The 17,431-nt window shown below is 40.2% G+C and carries 18 protein-coding genes; 1 reads left to right on the plus strand and 17 read right to left on the minus strand.

What is annotated here, in order from left to right; genetic code table 11:
- Window positions 1-11 precede the first annotated feature (11 nt).
- The 17 genes from ACE3JL_RS21875 to rfbG form a co-directional block, all read right to left on the minus strand.
- Window positions 12-944 carry a glycosyltransferase family 2 protein gene (locus ACE3JL_RS21875; protein ID WP_375328372.1) on the minus strand — a complete coding sequence of 311 codons (933 nt, stop codon included), beginning with the start codon at window positions 942-944 and terminating at the stop codon, window positions 12-14.
- Window positions 941-1,321 carry a GtrA family protein gene (locus ACE3JL_RS21880; protein ID WP_375328373.1) on the minus strand — a complete coding sequence of 127 codons (381 nt, stop codon included), beginning with the start codon at window positions 1,319-1,321 and terminating at the stop codon, window positions 941-943. The genes ACE3JL_RS21875 and ACE3JL_RS21880 overlap by 4 nt, the downstream gene beginning before the upstream one ends.
- A gap of 65 nt (window positions 1,322-1,386) precedes the next feature.
- Window positions 1,387-2,310 carry a transketolase family protein gene (locus ACE3JL_RS21885; protein ID WP_375328374.1) on the minus strand — a complete coding sequence of 308 codons (924 nt, stop codon included), beginning with the start codon at window positions 2,308-2,310 and terminating at the stop codon, window positions 1,387-1,389.
- Window positions 2,307-3,125, minus strand: coding sequence for a transketolase (locus ACE3JL_RS21890; protein WP_375328375.1), 819 nt, complete (start codon window positions 3,123-3,125; stop codon window positions 2,307-2,309). The genes ACE3JL_RS21885 and ACE3JL_RS21890 overlap by 4 nt, the downstream gene beginning before the upstream one ends.
- Complete coding sequence (locus ACE3JL_RS21895; RefSeq protein ID WP_375328376.1) at window positions 3,125-3,928, minus strand: TylF/MycF/NovP-related O-methyltransferase; 804 nt, start codon at window positions 3,926-3,928, stop codon at window positions 3,125-3,127. Before ACE3JL_RS21895 ends, ACE3JL_RS21890 begins: the two co-directional genes overlap by 1 nt.
- Window positions 3,925-4,854 (minus strand): NAD-dependent epimerase/dehydratase family protein, encoded by a 930-nt coding sequence (locus tag ACE3JL_RS21900; protein ID WP_375328377.1) that lies wholly within the window; start codon window positions 4,852-4,854, stop codon window positions 3,925-3,927. The genes ACE3JL_RS21895 and ACE3JL_RS21900 overlap by 4 nt, the downstream gene beginning before the upstream one ends.
- Window positions 4,854-6,095, minus strand: coding sequence for a class I SAM-dependent methyltransferase (locus ACE3JL_RS21905; protein WP_375328378.1), 1,242 nt, complete (start codon window positions 6,093-6,095; stop codon window positions 4,854-4,856). Before ACE3JL_RS21905 ends, ACE3JL_RS21900 begins: the two co-directional genes overlap by 1 nt.
- Window positions 6,096-6,641: 546 nt before the next feature.
- Window positions 6,642-7,640: an IS630 family transposase gene (locus tag ACE3JL_RS21910; RefSeq protein WP_375327663.1), complete on the minus strand. Its 999-nt coding sequence runs from the start codon at window positions 7,638-7,640 to the stop codon at window positions 6,642-6,644.
- A gap of 575 nt (window positions 7,641-8,215) precedes the next feature.
- The gene (locus tag ACE3JL_RS21915) at window positions 8,216-8,962 is read right to left on the minus strand and encodes a Uma2 family endonuclease (protein ID WP_375328379.1); all 747 of its coding nucleotides are present in this window, start codon (window positions 8,960-8,962) and stop codon (window positions 8,216-8,218) included.
- Between the two features lie 115 nt (window positions 8,963-9,077).
- Complete coding sequence (locus ACE3JL_RS21920) at window positions 9,078-9,806, minus strand: Uma2 family endonuclease (protein WP_375328380.1); 729 nt, start codon at window positions 9,804-9,806, stop codon at window positions 9,078-9,080.
- 34 nt (window positions 9,807-9,840) lie between these two features.
- Window positions 9,841-10,713 carry a Uma2 family endonuclease gene (locus ACE3JL_RS21925; RefSeq protein ID WP_375328381.1) on the minus strand — a complete coding sequence of 291 codons (873 nt, stop codon included), beginning with the start codon at window positions 10,711-10,713 and terminating at the stop codon, window positions 9,841-9,843.
- A 34-nt stretch (window positions 10,714-10,747) separates the two neighbouring features.
- Window positions 10,748-11,536: a Uma2 family endonuclease gene (locus tag ACE3JL_RS21930; protein WP_375328382.1), complete on the minus strand. Its 789-nt coding sequence runs from the start codon at window positions 11,534-11,536 to the stop codon at window positions 10,748-10,750.
- A gap of 116 nt (window positions 11,537-11,652) precedes the next feature.
- Window positions 11,653-12,393 carry a Uma2 family endonuclease gene (locus ACE3JL_RS21935; protein ID WP_375328383.1) on the minus strand — a complete coding sequence of 247 codons (741 nt, stop codon included), beginning with the start codon at window positions 12,391-12,393 and terminating at the stop codon, window positions 11,653-11,655.
- Window positions 12,394-12,431: 38 nt separating this feature from the next.
- The gene (locus ACE3JL_RS21940; protein WP_375328384.1) at window positions 12,432-13,202 is read right to left on the minus strand and encodes a Uma2 family endonuclease; all 771 of its coding nucleotides are present in this window, start codon (window positions 13,200-13,202) and stop codon (window positions 12,432-12,434) included.
- A 61-nt stretch (window positions 13,203-13,263) separates the two neighbouring features.
- A complete protein-coding gene (rfbH, locus tag ACE3JL_RS21945) occupies window positions 13,264-14,232 on the minus strand; it encodes a lipopolysaccharide biosynthesis protein RfbH (RefSeq protein WP_375329645.1) in 969 nt (322 codons plus the stop codon).
- Window positions 14,175-14,600, minus strand: coding sequence for a DegT/DnrJ/EryC1/StrS family aminotransferase (locus ACE3JL_RS21950; RefSeq protein ID WP_375328385.1), 426 nt, complete (start codon window positions 14,598-14,600; stop codon window positions 14,175-14,177). Before ACE3JL_RS21950 ends, rfbH begins: the two co-directional genes overlap by 58 nt.
- A gap of 74 nt (window positions 14,601-14,674) precedes the next feature.
- A complete protein-coding gene (gene rfbG, locus ACE3JL_RS21955; protein WP_375328386.1) occupies window positions 14,675-15,793 on the minus strand; it encodes a CDP-glucose 4,6-dehydratase in 1,119 nt (372 codons plus the stop codon).
- A 606-nt stretch (window positions 15,794-16,399) separates the two neighbouring features.
- On the opposite strand from rfbG, the gene ACE3JL_RS21960 reads away from it, so the two are divergent.
- Window positions 16,400-17,302 (plus strand): hypothetical protein, encoded by a 903-nt coding sequence (locus ACE3JL_RS21960; protein ID WP_375328388.1) that lies wholly within the window; start codon window positions 16,400-16,402, stop codon window positions 17,300-17,302.
- Window positions 17,303-17,431 lie beyond the last annotated feature (129 nt).

Raw genomic sequence — 17,431 nt, forward strand, 5'->3', positions numbered from 1 at the left:
ACAGTTATAGATTAATAAAAGTTGATTCTTTCACGTTCGACAACTAAAGGCCTTTTTAAAATTCTCATGTGCATTAAGCCAATATATTCGCCAATAATGCCGATAAAAAATAGTTGCACAGAAGATATAAAAAACAGTCCTACTGTTAGGGGTGCAGTTCCCAAAGGAAAAGATTGCCAAAAAATGAGTTTAGCGATTAAATACCCCATTCCCACCATAAAAGTCACTAGCGACATAAAAAAACCTAAGATAGTCGCTAATCTTAGGGGAACTTTGGAATGGCTGGTAATACCCAACATTGCATAATCATACAACCGATAAATATTATTACTACTAATCCCCCTTGTGCGTTGCTTTTGTCGATAGGAAACTTCTGCGCTTTTTATCCCTAATTCGGAAATAATTCCCCGCAGATAGGGATAAGGATCATCCAGTTTTCTTAAAATTTCAATCACTTCCTGATCATACAATCCAAACCCGGTAAAATGCCCCGTTAGTTTAACTTCTGCCACCTTACCAATAAAAAAGTAATATAAAGTTCTAATCAGATAAAACAAAGAACTTTCTTCGCTAGAAGTCTTAATTCCTTTCACCACTTTATAACCTCTTTCCCATTCCCGAATAAAATCAGAGATGAGAGCCGGGGGATCTTGCAAATCAGAAAATTGTAAAACAACCGCATCCCCATAAGCTTGTAAAAGTCCATAATAGGTGGAGCGTATAGCTCCAAAGTTTCGAGCATTGACGATAATTTTTACACGAGGATCTTTAAGGGCAATGTCTTTTAGCACCTTCACTGTTTGATCTGTTGAGTCATTATCAACAAAAATGTGTTCATAGTCATATTCAGGTAAGGACTCAAAGACGGCGCGGGTCTCAAGATATAATTCTTTAACATTTCCTTCTTCATTATAGCAAGGACTAACTACACTAATTTTTTTCATGGTCTATTTCCTCTAAAAACAAAGGTTTTATTTAAGAAATAGGAAACAATTGCTAGAGGCAATACTAAGATAGCTTGTGCCACTAACATATTAATTCCTAGCATCTTGACAATTCGTAAGGATTCAGCGTTTAATAAGTAAATCACTAAATAAACACCAATAAAGCGAGCTAGTAGTCGATTATTTTGGTCTCTAAAAACGATCGCTCCGATAGTTTTAAAGTTGAATAATACTCCGCAAATAGTAGCAATAAGTAAGGAATAGCGATAATCTAATCCTAGACGAAACAGCAAGGCAAAGACAGAATAACCAAATAAGGTATTAACTACCCCCACTAACAAAAATCTAACAAATTTGCTTTTTTGGAACAGATACATTTTTCAAGTTTATTTTGATAATTAGTGATTACATCAGCATTCTTTTCACCTCACTTCTAAAATGGCTAATACACTCTTTGTAGCATGGCCAGAGCCGATTGCACAATGCCATCCAAATCAAGTCCTTGTTGGGAACGTAAAACTGTTTGACTACCAGCGGTTTTAACCGCTGCTCTTTTTAACCTTAAAGGCTTAAATTCAACAGTTTCGCCCGACTGTGCCAGAACTTCTGCAACTGCACTTCCTAAACCGCCAATTCCATGTTCTTCTAGGGTGATTATCTTCTTAGTCTTTTGGGCAGATTGTAAGATAGATTGTTCATCTAGAGGGTAGAGAGTCGGCATACTCAAAACTTCCACAGAATAACCCTGCATCGTCAGTTTTTCAGCCGCTTTAACGGTTAAATCTAGCATACCCCCTATACTGATTAAGGTCAAATCTGTTCCCGACTGTAACTCGATTGCCTTACCAATTTCAAACTGAGGTTCCCTAGTGTGAACTTGAGGCTCACCGGCTTTCCCTAATCTTAAGTAACACGGACCAGATAGGTTGGCAATGGCTTGAGTAGCTAACTTAGCTTCTAGAGGATCCCCCGGAGCGATAACCGTCATATTGGGTAAGACTCTCATCACCGCTAAATCTTCTATGCCATGATGGGTATAACCCAGAGAACCATAACTTAGTCCGCCACCAACAGCAACGATGTTAACATTGAGATTGTGACAACAGACATCATTGCGAATCTGTTCAAAACATCGCATAACGGGAAAATTGACAATAGAGTAAGTAAAGACAATTTTGCCACTCATCGCTAGTCCAGCCGCAATTCCCATCATATTTTGTTCGGCTACTCCCACGTTGACATATTGATCAGGAAAGCGGTCAGCAAATCTTTCCAAGACTGAATAGCCTAAATCAGCACACAGCAGCCAAATTCTCGGTTCCTGTGCGGCCATTTCACAAAGAGTGTCTATAAATGCTGTTCTCATGATCTCCCCTCAATTTCTGCTATGGCTTGTTCTAGTTGTTCTTGATTCGGTGATTTGTAATGCCAAGCCAGTTGATTTTCCATAAAACTGACTCCTTTTCCCTTAACAGTATGGGCGATAATACAGCTAGGTTTGCCCTTTTCAAAAGGAACACTATTGAAAGCGTCTTCAATCTGCTGGAAATTATGACCGTCAATTTCTCGCACTGACCAACGAAATGCCTGTAATTTAGCTGTTAAGGGTTCAAGGTCAAGCACTTCTTGGACTGTGCCAAAACTCTGAATTTTGTTATAGTCCAGGATAACAACTAGGTTATCGAGTTGATGCTGAGGCGCAAATAGGATTGATTCCCAGTTTGAGCCTTCGTCCATTTCCCCATCACTAACTAGAACAAAAACTCGGTAGGGTTTATCTTCACGTTTACCAGCTAAAGCTATACCACAACCGATAGGTAAACCATGACCTAAAGACCCGGTAGAGGCTTCTATTCCGGGTAGATAATGACTGATATGACCGGTTAACTTAGAACCATCTTGACAATAGGTTTCTAGCCATTCTCGGGGAAAAAATCCCCGTTCAGCCAGTACTGCGTAGAGAATAGCGGCACTATGACCTTTACTGAGAATAAATCGATCGCGATCTAGCCAATTTGGGTTAGTCGGATCAACTCGGAGAATTTTGCCATATAGTACGGCTAATAAATCAGCCATACTTAAGCAACTGCCAATGTGAGAGGCATTGGCTCGATGAACCATCCGTAAAGCCTGAAGGCGGATTGATTGAGCTAATTGTTTGATTGTGTTTGCTTGAATCATTACTCTTTAACAAAGTAGGAAATATAGGGGTCATAAGGAAAGCGACAGAGTTTAACCATCCGCAAGTCTAGGCTTTCTAAAAGGGCTTGGGTCTCACCTGGAAATTCGGCGCAGTTTAGCTCATCAAAAGCAATAATTCCCCCCTTAACAACCCGAGGATAGAGATATTCAAAGGCAACTTTAGTCGGTTCATAAATATCAAAATCTAGGTATAAAAGACTAATCAACACATGAGGATTATCTCTCACATATTGAGGAATCGTTTGACAAGCATCTCCGACGACTAATTCGATTTTAGGAATATGCCCTAGCGGACGATTGTTGTCGTGAATGGTAACTAGAGATTTAATTTCTTCTAGAATCGCATTGTGGGTTTGAAATGCTCCTTCTTTTAGATGTTCAGAAACTCCAGTTTGAAGGTCTTTCTCGTGAACACCAGGAAAGCCTGAAAAGGTATCAAATCCGATTACTTTGCGAGTATGATTATAGGGTTCAGAAATTGCTGAATAATGATACCAAGACAGTAATCCACCCCCTCCAAAAACGCCACACTCAACAACACTGCCATTAGCGGGGAGGCTAAGTTTGAAAATTTCCCATTTTGTCAAAAATCGAGCAATGTCTTGGCGACGTACCTGACGAGGAAATGTTTGTAGTCGTTGAGATAATGGTAGTTTAGATGCCTCAAAAGATTCACATAAACGCTCAAGAATACCTTTTTCCTGATTAGTATATTTAACTAAATGATGCCCTAATTGGCTTAATGCTTGGTTGTTTTCTGAAGGAATTGGTTGTTCTTTCATTGTTTTAATATCCTTTTAACCGTTTCTAGTAATCCTTGCTCAATAGTAATTTTAGGCTCCCATCCCGTCAAGGTTTTGATGCGAGTAATATCCGCTTGTAAGTGCATCACCTGATCGGGACGATAGGGAACTGCACCATATTCGGGTTGAATAGTGGGATTGACACAATTTTTAAGGGTTTCTACAACTTCTTTCAAAGGTATAGCTACGCCCGAGCCAAGGTTAAATATCCCAGTTGCTTGAGTATAAGCTACACTTAAGATAGCTTTAGCGGCATCCTCAACATACAGATAATCCCATAATTGCTCACACTTTGTCAATTTAGGGCTATTGCCCGAGGCGATTTCTCGGATCAAATAGGGAATTAACCAGTAGGAGTCATCCCCAGGTCCATAGGGATCAAAAAGACGAATCCAAGAACCTTGAATATTATAAGCTTGACATAATCCTAGGGCTGCCCAACAGGCTGCTAATTTAGCTTTCCCGTAAAGGGTGGTGGGATAGGTAGGAAATTGTTCATTCACTTGACGGTTAGGATTCCCATATTCGGCTTGAGAGCCGATGCCAATCCATTGTGAACACCCGACTGATTTAGCTAATTCAACACTCTGTAAAGTTAAGGGAAGATTATCTTGGATTTGATGCAATTCATTGCGATCTTTTCCTGCCACTCCTCGCCAAGCGAGATTAATCAGAATCTGTGGCTGATAATCCTTGATTTTTTCAATTAATTGCCCATCCGTTAGATTTTGATAAACAAAAGTAGGATACCCTTCTAAATGTTTGAGTCGAAACGGATTGGAAGAAGGTCGTTGCAATACTAGGGGAAGATTGCCATCTTTGAGGATTTGTTTGAGTACAGCAGCCCCAACAAATCCTGAAGCCCCAGTTAGGATGATAACTTTTTCTTGAGAAGATTGTCCCATTACATTTTCCTCCCGTCTAAGACATCAAGCATCGAGTGAAGTTGCTTCGATGAATAGCCAAATTTTTGTAAATCCTCTTGAATCTCTTTTAGATAACCGAAACTAAAGACAATTATATCGTCAACGGGTGATTCTTGCAGTTTTTCAATACCAAAGACGGGGACTTCCGATTTGGGACAGTAAATTCCCTGCCCTTTCGGTTTTTTATCCACTAAATACTCTAAGTAATGAGCCTTATTCATAGCTGCTAGAGTCATCACACCACGACCACCAGCACCATAGCCAGCTATTTTTTTCCCTTTTTGGCTATTTTTCTCTAAATAATCATCTAGATTCTGAATCCCTTGATAGATTTTTTGGACTTGAGTTTCATAAAAATTAAGCTCCTCAAAGTTATCAAGTTCTACCTTGGGTAAAGCTTGATTAGCGAAAATAGAGCCTTTGGGAGTAGCCACAAAAAGTAGAGAATTTGCCCGGCGGATTGACTCAGGAACAATATTAAAATCAATAATTACATAGCCCATTCTTTCCATTAACGATTGAGCGGTTGAGGAAGTTAAATAAATTGAGTGTTCATGTTCAAATAAACAATACTCTCGTCGATCAAAAATTTTCTCTAAATCGTGAACTTCTACTACTAAAATTCCCTTTTCAGGATCAAGTATTTCCCGAACAGTCTCCAGAAAATTGACGGGATCTGGCAGATGATCGAAGGTATAGGATAACAGCACAATATCGACTTTTTTAAAATCTTCAGGCAGTTTTTCAATAGATGATTCGTTGAACAATCCTTGAATAGTTTTGATCCCTTGATCTTCAGCAATTTTAGTCAAATACGAGGAAGGTTCATAACCGAGAACTTTACCCCCCATTGCTTGAAAAGGAATTAATTGTCCTCCATCTCCCGATCCAATTTCTAAAACTTTAATTTTGTCCTCGATAAAGTATTTATCAATTAAGGACTTGGCTAAAGTTTCCATAAATTTACTGGCTGTTTTTGATGTTCCTACTGAGTATTGATAGTCTTCATAGTAGTCAGTTACATCAACATCATGTTGAGTTTGAACTGTATAACAATCTAAACAAAGATGGATAGGAATATCGGCTTTAAATTCTCTGCCTAATTCTTCTTGAAGGATAAATTCATCCGTAAATGGCATTTGAGGCAAAGTGAGAATTTTCTTTAAATTCTCTGATTGACAGATTCGGCAGTGATTTTTTAAGTGAATTTTAGCTTTCATAAATTTGCGATGTTCAGGTATAAATTAAAGGATTCCGAGTAGGCAATGCCCACAGTTTCTCAAGATCATCTCTCGGTTTTCCCAGTTGTAAGACAACTTTGATAATATTCGATTTGTTGGCGGGTAAGGTCTTGGGATTGTACCTTATCCTCCCGTAGCTGTTTTTTGTGCTCGTATTTGGATAATTTGGCGTAAAAAATATCATAACCTTTCTGACTTACTTTTGTATCAGCATAGACGAAACTACAGCGATTACAACATAGTATATCACATCCAGTTGAGATGGGATGACCTTCAGGTAAAACAGAATTTTGTGTGTGAAGAATTTCATCCTTTTCTTCTTGACAAATCGGACAATTTTGCAGTGATTTTTTCTAATTCATGGTGTAAATTCTAAAATATAGAGGCTCTTCTCGACTTTGTGTGATAATTTTTGCTTATGGAATCGTGAAATGCTTATCGGGCAACACTTTTAGGACTATTTTGTCGAAAAAACTATCAGTATAGACCTCGTTTCCACACAGAAACCAGAAGAGCCATAAGTACCTAGGCAAAATTAATTACATACTCGCCTCCAAAATTGTCCAGCACTTTTTTAACGTAAGCGAGGAGGCTCTTTCGGTCTTTATAGGCGCTAAATTCAATCCATTCATATTTTAAAAATCTCCATAATATTTCAATTAAATTTAAATGAGGTGAATAAGTGGGCAACCAAAATATTTTCAAGTTTTTCTTTTCCCATTCCTCAAGTTTCTCGATAAATGCATCGCTGGTATGAATGGAAGCTTGGTCAATTATTATGACAGTTTTTTTCTGTATATTTTGGCAATATTTATCCAGAAAATTGATAACTATCTCGCTAGTAACCGTTCCGACCTGTGTCTCATAAAATAATTGATTATCTCGTTTCATTATTCCTAAAATATTTAGTCTTTTACCTTCAATTGGTGGTAACTTTATCGTGGTTTTTTCTTCTTGCCAAGCATAAGGAATACAAGGCTTTGAATCCCATCCCATTTCATCCAAATATCCTATCTCAATCTCTCCTCTTTTTTCCTGTTTTTTGAGTTCTTCTAAAATAGGTAGTTTGACCTCAAGCTCCCACTCATCAGGGGTTTTGCCCAACCCTCTTCTCACCCTTTTCCACCTCATGTTGATTTTTTTTATTAGTCTTTTTATCGTGTCTTTGCTTATGGTTAATTTCCATTCTTCTACAATTTTGATCTGGATTTTTTTTAAGCTTTTCGGTTCTTCTTTTACCCAGTCAATAACTTGTTGACCTTGGGCTTCTGTCAATTTAGGTTTTCTCCCTCTTCCTCGACGATTATAAAAACCAATTAGTTTTCTATCCTCCCAGTTCGTCAACCAATTATAGATGGTCTTTCTCGTAACTCCAAATATTCCGCTCAATTCTTCTATCGTGGTTCCCTGAAAACTTAAGAGTATACATTTCGCTCGCTCTCTTACTTGATGATGTTTACTAGCTCGATAAATTCTCTCTAGCATTTTCTGGCTCTCGGGGTTTAGGTCTCTAATCAATCTCATTGTATTTTCCTGCTACTTCGTTTTTTCATGTATTATACTTCTTAATTTTTTATTTGGGTAATTAATTTTGCATGACTACTTATAGATTTTTATTACATTCACTCTATCCAATGGGATAAGAAAAGGGTAACTTAAAAAAGAGATAACAAACAAGTCCATTATATTGTCTAATTGACGAGATTGACTAAAATTTCTGGTCGCAAAAAACATCCAAAAAAATAAAAATGTTAGGCTCTTCGGTTTGTGTTATGCAATGGACGGGGGTTATAAGGGATGGAAACCTTATATAGAAAGGCATTTAGCGATTTTTGTCAATTGTTTTTTATCTAGAGCGAACTAATCAATTAAGTCTCTTGCCAGATAAGGATTTAGTCGATTTATGCCCCCCTATCGAACCATAACAAGTAACGAAGAGCCAAATGTTACAAAAAACGCGAACAATGGAAATTTACCTACGCTCCGACAAAACTCTCGGATAATCGCTGTTACATACTCTAACATCTCCTCCGTTAATCCTAGAAATAGCCCAATCCAGAAGATTCCTGCCATGATTTTATCAGCATTTGACAAGTATGCTACAAAGTTTTTGGTTCAACGCCTAATTCTCTTAATTTTTCAGCTAATTTTTGCCGTAACATTCGCTCCTGTTCGAGTTGATATTCAGTTTGTGCGACTCGTTCACTCCCCCATAATAACAGATTGCCCGACAGATCCCACCAACGTAACCAATAGGCTGTCACTTCAGCTTTGATTCCTTGCCAGAATCCCAAAAATAAGTCAATCTCTGCTATCCAATAACGATTGTTTTCATCAGGTTTTTGTTGTTCATACCTTCCTTGATTTAATCGATAAATTTCTAATTCTCCTGTTTTTGGCTGAAAAATTCCATAGACAGGTACTTGTAAGATTTGCTCGTAAAAATACCATTTTCCATAGGGATAGTGAGGGTTGATGGAATATTCACCCCCTTCGGTTTCCGAGATAAACTCTAGGACGATGGTAGGAATTTCTCCTTCAAGATGGGGAGTATAACTGCGCCGAATTTTTCCGCTAGGAATCGGTTTTACTGAAGGAATATAAACCCAGTCAGGTGCTTTGACAACTGTTTGAGTTTTAACGGTAGCACACAAGCCAAAATTAGAGGCAATTAACATCGATTCTAGAATTAGTCCTGCTAATTCTAGGGATTCGCGTAAAGCGGCTGCTAAGAGGGGTTGCAGGTTGTTGTCCACAGGTTCGTCAGGTAGAATAAAATCATCTGGCAGTTTTTCCCAGGTGATTGGCGGTGATTTTGGGGGTAAATCAATAGCAGATGGTGTCATTGTCGTAAACAGTCCTTTCTATATTTAATAAGCTCTCATAAACTGCCCGCCACTAAGTAGGTTCATTAAATTAATTATAAAATAGACCTGTAGGTGGACAATGTCGGCAATTATTTCATATACTATCATCAACTTCAACCCCTAGCGCTCTTAATTTTGCTGCCAAGCGTTCGGCTCGTTGCTTTTCTTGCCCCACTAACTCACTGCCCCATAATAGCAAATTTCCTGACTTATCCCACCAGCGCAACCAATTAGTAGTAAATTCAGCTTTGCTTCCTTGCCAGATACCGATAAACAAATTAAGTTCTTTTATCCAGTAACGATTATTCTCGTCTGGCAACTGCTGCTCATACTTTCCTGCCACTAAACAATAAACATCTAATTCTCCCGTTTTTGGCTGAAAAATTCCATAGACAGGTACTTGTAAGATTTGCTCGTAAAAATACCATTTTCCATAGGGATAGTGAGGGTTGATGGAATATTCACCCCCTTCGGTTTCCGAGATAAACTCTAGGACAATAGCTGGAATTTCTCCTTCAAGATGGGGAGTATAACTACGCCGAATTTTTCCGCTAGGAATCGGTTTTACCGAGGGAATATAAACCCAGTCAGGCGCTTTGACAACTGTTTGAGTTTTAACGGTAGCACATAAGCCAAAATTAGAGGCAATTAACATCGATTCCAGAATTAATCCTGCTAATTCTAGGGATTCTCGTAAAGCGGCTGCTAAGAGGGGTTGCAAGTTGTTGTCCACAGGTTCGTCAGGTAGAATAAAATCATCTGGCAGTTTTTCCCAGGTGATAGTTGGTAAGGGGTTTGACTGAAGTAGTTGCATGGCTGTCATAAGTAATTTCACTAATTCAAATATCTAAAATGGGCTATAGATTCTCAGGATTAACTCCCAACTCTTTTAACTTTTGCACCAAACGTTGGCGAGAAATTCGTTCTTGCTCAAGTTCTAACTCAGCTTGTTCGGCTCGTTGCTTTTCCTGTTCTGCCCTTAGTTTTTCCTGTTCGGCTCTTAGTTTTTCCTGTTCGGCTCTTAGTTTTTCCTGTTCGGCTCTTAGTTTTTCCTGTTCGGCTCGTTGCTTTTCCTGCTCCACTAACTCACTGCCCCATAATAGCAAATTTCCCGACTTATCCCACCAGCGCAACCAATTAGTAGTAAATTCAGCTTTGCTTCCTTGCCAGATACCGATAAACAAATTAAGTTCTTTTATCCAGTAACGATTATTCTCATCTGGCAACTGCTGCTCATACTTTCCTGCCACTAAACAATAAACATCTAATTCTCCCGTTTTTGGCTGAAAAATTCCATAGACAGGTACTTGTAAGATTTGCTCATAAAAATACCATTTTCCATAGGGATAGTGAGGGTTGATGGAATATTCACCCCCTTCCGTTTCCGAGATAAACTCTAGGACGATGGTAGGAATTTCTCCTTCAAGATGGGGAGTATAACTGCGCCGAATTTTTCCGCTAGCAATCGGTTTTACCGAGGGAATATAAACCCAGTCAGGCGCTTTGACAACTGTTTGAGTTTTAACGGTAGCACACAAGCCAAAATTAGAGGCAATTAGCATTGATTCTAGAATTAATCCTGCTAATTCTAGGGATTCCCGTAAAGCTGCTGCTAAGAGGGGTTGCAAGTTGTTGTCCACAGGTTCGTCAGGTAGAATAAAATCATCTGGCAGTTTTTCCCAGGTGATAATTGGTAAGGGGTTTGACTGAAGTAGTTGTATGGCTGTCATAAGTAATTTTACTAATTCAAATATCTAAAATGGGTTATAGATTTTCAGGATTAACTCCCAACTCTTTTAACTTTTGCACCAAACGTTGGCGAGAAATTCGTTCTTGCTCAAGTTCTAACTCAGCTTGTTCGGCTCGTTGACGCTCTTGCGCGGCTCGTTGCTTTTCTTGCTCCACTAACTCACTGCCCCATAATAGCAAATTTCCTGACTTATCCCACCAGCGCAACCAATTAGTAGTAAATTCAGCTTTGCTTCCTTGCCAGATACCGATAAACAAATTAAGTTCTTTTATCCAGTAACGATTATTCTCGTCTGGCAACTGCTGCTCATACTTTCCTGCCACTAAACAATAAACATCTAATTCTCCCGTTTTTGGCTGAAAAATTCCATAGACAGGTACTTGTAAGATTTGCTCATAAAAATACCATTTTCCATAGGGATAGTGAGGGTTGATGGAATATTCACCCCCTTCCGTTTCCGAGATAAACTCTAGGACGATGGTAGGAATTTCTCCTTCAAGATGGGGAGTATAACTGCGACGAATTTTTCCGCTAGCAATCGGTTTTACCGAGGGAATATAAACCCAATCAGGCGCTTTGACAACAGTTTGAGTTTTAACGGTAGCACATAAGCCAAAATTAGAAGCAATTAGCATCGATTCTAGAATTAGTCCTGCTAATTCTAGGGATTCTCGTAAAGCGGCTGCTAAGAGGGGTTGCAGGTTATTGTCCACAGGTTCGTCAGGTAGAATAAAATCATCTGGCAGTTTTTCCCAGGTGATTATCTTTGATTTTGTCGATAAATCAATAGCAGATGGTGTCATTGTCGTCAACAGTCCTTCCTAATATTTAATAAGCTCTCATAAACTGCCCGCCACTAAGTAGGTGCATTAAATTAATTATCAAATAGACCTGTAGGTGGACAATGCCGGCAATTATTTCATACACTATCATCAACTTCAACCCCTAGCGCTCTTAATTTTCCTGTCAAGCGCTCGGCTCGTTGCTTTTCCTGTTCAGCCCGTTGCTTTTCCTGCTCGGCCAACTCCTCTATAGTGGGGAGCAATTGCCCCTCTGCTGTTGCCCAACGTAGCCAAGTAATCGGCTCTTGTTCATCCCCATAAATTCCCTGCCACCGCACTAACACTAGCCCTAATATTTCGCTGCTGAACCTGCCTTGAGCATCTGGGTTTAAAGATTTATAAACACCCCCCCCTAAGCGATGTCCCGCTAAATCTTCTGGGTCAAAGGGATCATACCAAAAGTATTCTGTCACCCGCAAACGATTCTGATAGATGAGTTTTTTCTCTTCTTTATCTTTTTTGGCTGTACTTTCAGAAAGCAACTCAATCACCACATCAGGAGCTTTTTCTTCTTCCCAGACGACCCAGCTTTTCCGTTCTTTTCGAGGCACGTCCAAGACGACAAATACATCAGGTCCGCGATAATCTTCGTTCCGCACTTGATTGGGGCTAAAGTAAACAAACATATTGCCCCCCACAAACGCTTCTCGTCCTTGGGTTTTTAACCACCCGGAGAGAGGTCTAACTAATAACTGCATTTGCAGTCCGTGTCGCTGGGTTTCCATGGGAATACCATCATCAGAAGGTAGTTCATCTTGGGTCGGTGGTAGCTTGATCCCTTGTGGGTTAGCTGCAATTAGGAGGTTTTCTTGAGCCATTGGATTAGTTGGGGTGAACAACTGATGCCACTTTCTTATCATAAACTATTGTCAATGTCAACCCCTAGCGCTCTCAATTGTGCAGCCAAGCGTTCAGCCCGTTGCTTTTCCTGCTCAGCCCGTTGCTTTTCCTGTTCGGTTCGTTGCCTTTCTTGCTCTACTAACTCACTCCCCCATAATAACAGATTGCCCGACTTATCCCACCAACGTAACCAATAGGCTGTTACTTCCGCTTTTTTTCCCTGCCAGACTCCCAAAAATAAGTTAATCTCTGCTATCCAATAACGATTGTTTTCATTAGGTTTTTGTTGTTCATATCTTCCTTGATTCAATCGATAAATTTCTAATTCTCCGGTTTTTGGCTGAAATATTCCATAGACAGGTACTTGTAAGATTTGCTCGTAAAAATACCATTTTCCATAGGGATAGTGAGGATTGATGGAATATTCACCCCCTTCGGTTTCCGAGATAAACTCTAGGACGATGGTAGGAATTTCTCCTTCAAGATGGGGAGTATAACTGCGCCGAATTTCTCCACTAGCAATGGGTTTTACTGAGGGAATATAAACCCAATCAGGCGCTTTGACAACTGTTTGAGTTTTAACGGTAGCACATAAGCCAAAATTAGAGGCAATTAGCATCGATTCTAGAATTAATCCTGCTAATTCTAGGGATTCGCGTAAAGCTGCTGCTAAGAGAGGTTGCAGGTTATTGTCCACAGGTTCGTCAGGTAGAATAAAATCATCGGGCAGTTTTTCCCAGGTGATTATCTTTGATTTTGTCGGTAAATCAATGGCAGATGGTGTCATGTTTATCTCTTTTTCATTAAGAAAAGCCAAGAATACTTAAAAAAAGTCGGTTTTCCATTAATCACCCTTGGCAGAAACTTTTTAGCGTCAAGACAACATATTCTAACATTTCCTCCGTTAATCCGGGATAAATGCCTAGCCAAAAAACACTACTCATGATTTTATCGGCATTACTTAAATCCCCAATAACTCGATAATTTAAACCCTTATAAAGAGGCTGTCGCAGTAAATTTCCTCCAAATAATAGCCTTGTGCCGATGCGTTTTTCCTCCAAATGCTTAACCAAATCATTGCGGCTAAAAGGCGCATTTTCCTTGACAAAAATCGGAAACCCGAACCAACTCGGTTCAGAATCGGGGCTGGCTTCAGGCAGAATTAAAACATCTTGAAGCTCCTGTAACTTTTGATGCAAAAAGTCGAAATTTTCCCGACGCTTTTTGATAAATCCTGGCAATTTATCCAGTTGCGCTACCCCAACGGCGGCTTGCATATCCGTCATCTTTAGGTTATAACCCACATGAGAATAGGTGTACTTATGGTCATAGCCAAAGGGTAAATCTCCTAACTGCCAACCGAAGCGCTTATTACAGGTATTATCTACCCCCGGAGGACACCAACAATCTCTGCCCCAGTCACGGAATGACTCGACAATCTTTTTCAAGCGGGTATCACTGGTTAAAACGGCTCCCCCTTCTCCCATAGTCATGTGATGAGCAGGATAAAAGCTAACCGTTGCTAAATGCCCAAAGGTGCCGGTTTTTTGCCCTTTATAGAGACTTCCCACCGCATCACAGTTATCCTCAACTACCCAAAGGTCATGTTTTTCGGCAAAAGCCATCACCGCTTCTAAATTAAACGGATTTCCCAAGGTATGAGCGATCATAATCGCTTTAGTCTTCTCTGACAAGGCCGATTCCAGTTGCTCGATGTCAAGGTCATAACCGGGTAATTTAACGTCTAAAAAGACCGGAATTAGCTGATTTTGAAAGATGGGATTAACGGTGGTCGGGAAACCTGCGGCAACGGTAATGACTTCATCCCCCGGTTTAAGTTGTTTTTCCCCAGTTTAGGGGAAGTTAAGGCACTTAAGGCCACTAAATTGGCCGAAGAGCCGGAATTGACTAATAAACAATGTTTTACCCCCATCCACTGGGCAAAACGTTCCTCAAATTCCGCCGCATATCTGCCCGTCGTTAACCAGAAATCTAGGGAAGAATCCACTAATTTGACTAATTCTTGCTCATCAAATACCTTACCCGATGCCGGAATATAGGTCTGCCCCGCCACAAAAGCCCGGGGTTGAAATTTGTGCTTATAATATTCTTGTACTGCTTGAAAGACTTGCTCTCGCAGTTCTGTTTCAGTATTGGTATTGAGGGGAGAAATAGATTGAGTCATGGTTAATTTCCTTTCAGGGGAGAAATGGGAACTTAATTATTACTTACTTTGCACTATTATGAGCCTTGAGTTCGCTAATCGCTCAAACAACTTTGATAATATTCGATTTGTTGGCGGGTAAGTTCTTGGAATTGTGCTTTATCTTCAGAGTCCATTTGCGCCGCTTGATAATACCATGTCACGGTTTCCTTGAGGGTTTGCCGAAAATCCCAAACGGGTTGCCATTTTAGGGTATGAAAAGCCTTATCTGTGACTAGATTAAGCAATTTAGCCTCATGAACAGCCTTCGGATCACTTTGATCGAGCCAAGTCCCCGGCCAAAGTTGTAGGATAGACTCAACTAACTCTTTAACTGGGCGATTAGAAGTCAGAGACGGACCGAAATTAAACGCCCCATATAACCCCCGGCTGTCTTGCTGCCAATTAGCCGTCATCAACTGCTCATAAATCGACTCAGCTAACCGTAAATAGCCACCTAAAGGCTCTAAAACGTGCTGCCAAGGGCGAGTCGCTAGAGGGTTCCGCACCGGAATCGGTTCGGACTTGATCAAAGCCCGCATGGCATCAGGTACAATCCGATCTAGAGACCAATCTCCGCCACCGATGACATTTCCTGCCCTGGCGCTCGCAATGCCGATGGGGGTTTGAGGGGTTTTAAAGAAGGAATTTCGCCAAGATGCGATCGCTAATTCCGCACCAGCTTTGCTAGAACTATAGGGATCATAACCCCCCAGTGGGTCATTTTCCCGATAACCATAGACCCATTCCCGATTCTCATAGCACTTATCGCTAGTGATAAACACGGCGGCACAGGGATGAGTCAGGCTTTTGAGGGCCTCTAAAACGTGAATAGTCCCCATAACATTTGTGTTCCACGTTTCCACCGACTCCAGATAAGAAAGTCGCACTAAGGGTTGTGCCGCTAAATGAAAGACTACATCCGGTTGCCACGAAGCGATTAAACGAGCCACTAACTCAGCCTCTCGAATATCCCCTATATGGTGACTCAAATTTTTAGCTAAGTCTAATTGGTCGAATAAGGCGGGGGTGGTATTGGGAGCTAAACTGAGGCCTTTTACCTCTGCTCCTAGATGGAGTAACCAAAACCCCAGCCAAGACCCCTTAAAGCCAGTATGACCAGTAATAAAGACCTTTTTGCCCGGCCAAAATGCTTCCTTTACCATATTTTCCATCTAGCTTGTCCAGTGTCATAAAGGTGATTGAGCATTTCCATTTCTCGGTAAGTATCCCTACACTGCCAAAACCCATCAAGCTCATCCCAGGGGGAGAGGGGAGCTATTATTGTTCACAAGTCAAATAGCCTCGCTATAGTGGGTTTTCAGTTAATTTCAACGGCTTTGTGCAAGTAATCGCCGAAAAGAGTCTTTGTGAAGGCTCAAAGCCATCACCCTAAATCTTTGGGAGCTACTATACAGGAACTTGACCGAGGATGTCAATTGGTTAAGCTGTTAGGCATCTAGAATGGTTAGCTGAGACAAAAGAGCAGCAGGGAACTTCTGAGCGGGGAGAGTCGTTCTTGATTTTCGATGCCTCGTGATTCAAGGGAAAATCAATTAAGTATTTATACTTATTGTATATGACTTGAATTTGGTGTAAACATACAGCTATGCCCAGGTGGCAGGGATTTTAATATAGCGTTTTTCAGTCTGCTGAGGTACAAAAGTTATGGGTTTTAGGCAAAAGGCAAAAGGGAAGAAAAATATGTGTACCTCACTAGCTTAGGAAACGCTATATTAAGCTAAAATTTGAACTCGTACTGAACTTTATCTAATTTGTAAATGAGTAAAAAAACCTTCTGTATTTTAGAACAGGGCCAACTAATTAATGAGCCTTGCACTATAGAAAAACGAGAACTATTTACTACTGAATTTAGTGACTTTTATCGACTTAATTGGGCAACGGAAGATGACCCCAATGCTTTCATTACTGCGAAAGGAGTGACTTGGAGTGAGGGCAGGAGCTTGCTATATAGGGAAGTTCCCAAAGATTATGAATACTACATTTTTATCGATGATGATGTTACCTTTGTTGCTGATGAAGGGGTAGATATTCCTAAAAAGATCAAAGAATTACTCGACGAATATCATCCCATTGCTGCAACTTTTTATGATCCTAAACAGTGGGCATTTCTGCCGATTAAAGCTTCTTATGAAGAGTTAATCTCCAGAAAATGCTTTCCCATTAGCGGATATGATGCAGAATCTCAAATCCTCTCCCAAAGTTATGCTGATGTCATCTTACCAGCGATTTATCATGGGGCACATCGGACGGATTGGTATCTTCAGTGGGTTTGTTATCAAACCTTTCCCCTGAAGCAAATGTGTTTTACTGACATTCGAGTTAAGAATGCCCGCAGCGGTGGTCATAGTAAAATTAAAAAGCCGCAGCATTACGAACCAACAGAAGCAGTGTTTTTGTTTAATCGACACGTCAAGAAGCCATATTCATTGTTGAAAAAAAAGGATGATATTCTTGAAAACAATGTTGAAGTTCTTGAGCGGTCAGTTGATAAAACCCCTATTGAGTTCACTCTGAAAGACCTGGCAAAGGTCTATGATATCAGCAATACTGATTTTAAAATTAGACAACCTACAGCCAGTAGTCGGTACTTGTACAGAAAACCTTGGAATCGTTTTCTGTGGAAACTGGTCAGAAAACTGACAGGGGAATATCAATATTAATTCCACCGCACTCCAGCTTTGAAAGCTGTCAAATTGCTACTCACTTATGCTGGGACAGCCTGACAAAAAGGCATTTTAGTTGTCAGTCAAAAGTCTCAGGAAGTATTTAACGTAGCCAGTCTCAATGAT

The organism is Microcystis sp. BLCC-F210, from assembly GCF_042134685.1.
In the GTDB taxonomy this organism is placed as follows: domain Bacteria; phylum Cyanobacteriota; class Cyanobacteriia; order Cyanobacteriales; family Microcystaceae; genus Microcystis; species Microcystis aeruginosa_D.

Bases quoted from the DNA above. Each gene is read 5' to 3' on its own strand.
- ACE3JL_RS21940 (WP_375328384.1), bottom strand. From the start codon at position 13,202: ATGACACCATCTGCCATTGATTTACCGACAAAATCAAAGATAATCACC.
- ACE3JL_RS21910 (WP_375327663.1), bottom strand. From the start codon at position 7,640: ATGAGATTGATTAGAGACCTAAACCCCGAGAGCCAGAAAATGCTAGAG.
- ACE3JL_RS21960 (WP_375328388.1), top strand. From the start codon at position 16,400: ATGAGTAAAAAAACCTTCTGTATTTTAGAACAGGGCCAACTAATTAAT.
- ACE3JL_RS21905 (WP_375328378.1), bottom strand. From the start codon at position 6,095: ATGAAAGCTAAAATTCACTTAAAAAATCACTGCCGAATCTGTCAATCA.
- ACE3JL_RS21890 (WP_375328375.1), bottom strand. From the start codon at position 3,125: ATGATTCAAGCAAACACAATCAAACAATTAGCTCAATCAATCCGCCTT.
- ACE3JL_RS21935 (WP_375328383.1), bottom strand. From the start codon at position 12,393: ATGGCTCAAGAAAACCTCCTAATTGCAGCTAACCCACAAGGGATCAAG.
- rfbG (WP_375328386.1), bottom strand. From the start codon at position 15,793: ATGGAAAATATGGTAAAGGAAGCATTTTGGCCGGGCAAAAAGGTCTTT.
- ACE3JL_RS21880 (WP_375328373.1), bottom strand. From the start codon at position 1,321: ATGTATCTGTTCCAAAAAAGCAAATTTGTTAGATTTTTGTTAGTGGGG.
- ACE3JL_RS21900 (WP_375328377.1), bottom strand. From the start codon at position 4,854: ATGGGACAATCTTCTCAAGAAAAAGTTATCATCCTAACTGGGGCTTCA.
- ACE3JL_RS21925 (WP_375328381.1), bottom strand. From the start codon at position 10,713: ATGACAGCCATACAACTACTTCAGTCAAACCCCTTACCAATTATCACC.
- ACE3JL_RS21885 (WP_375328374.1), bottom strand. From the start codon at position 2,310: ATGAGAACAGCATTTATAGACACTCTTTGTGAAATGGCCGCACAGGAA.
- ACE3JL_RS21930 (WP_375328382.1), bottom strand. From the start codon at position 11,536: ATGACACCATCTGCTATTGATTTATCGACAAAATCAAAGATAATCACC.
- ACE3JL_RS21920 (WP_375328380.1), bottom strand. From the start codon at position 9,806: ATGACAGCCATGCAACTACTTCAGTCAAACCCCTTACCAACTATCACC.
- ACE3JL_RS21875 (WP_375328372.1), bottom strand. From the start codon at position 944: ATGAAAAAAATTAGTGTAGTTAGTCCTTGCTATAATGAAGAAGGAAAT.
- ACE3JL_RS21915 (WP_375328379.1), bottom strand. From the start codon at position 8,962: ATGACACCATCTGCTATTGATTTACCCCCAAAATCACCGCCAATCACC.
- ACE3JL_RS21895 (WP_375328376.1), bottom strand. From the start codon at position 3,928: ATGAAAGAACAACCAATTCCTTCAGAAAACAACCAAGCATTAAGCCAA.
- ACE3JL_RS21950 (WP_375328385.1), bottom strand. From the start codon at position 14,600: ATGACTCAATCTATTTCTCCCCTCAATACCAATACTGAAACAGAACTG.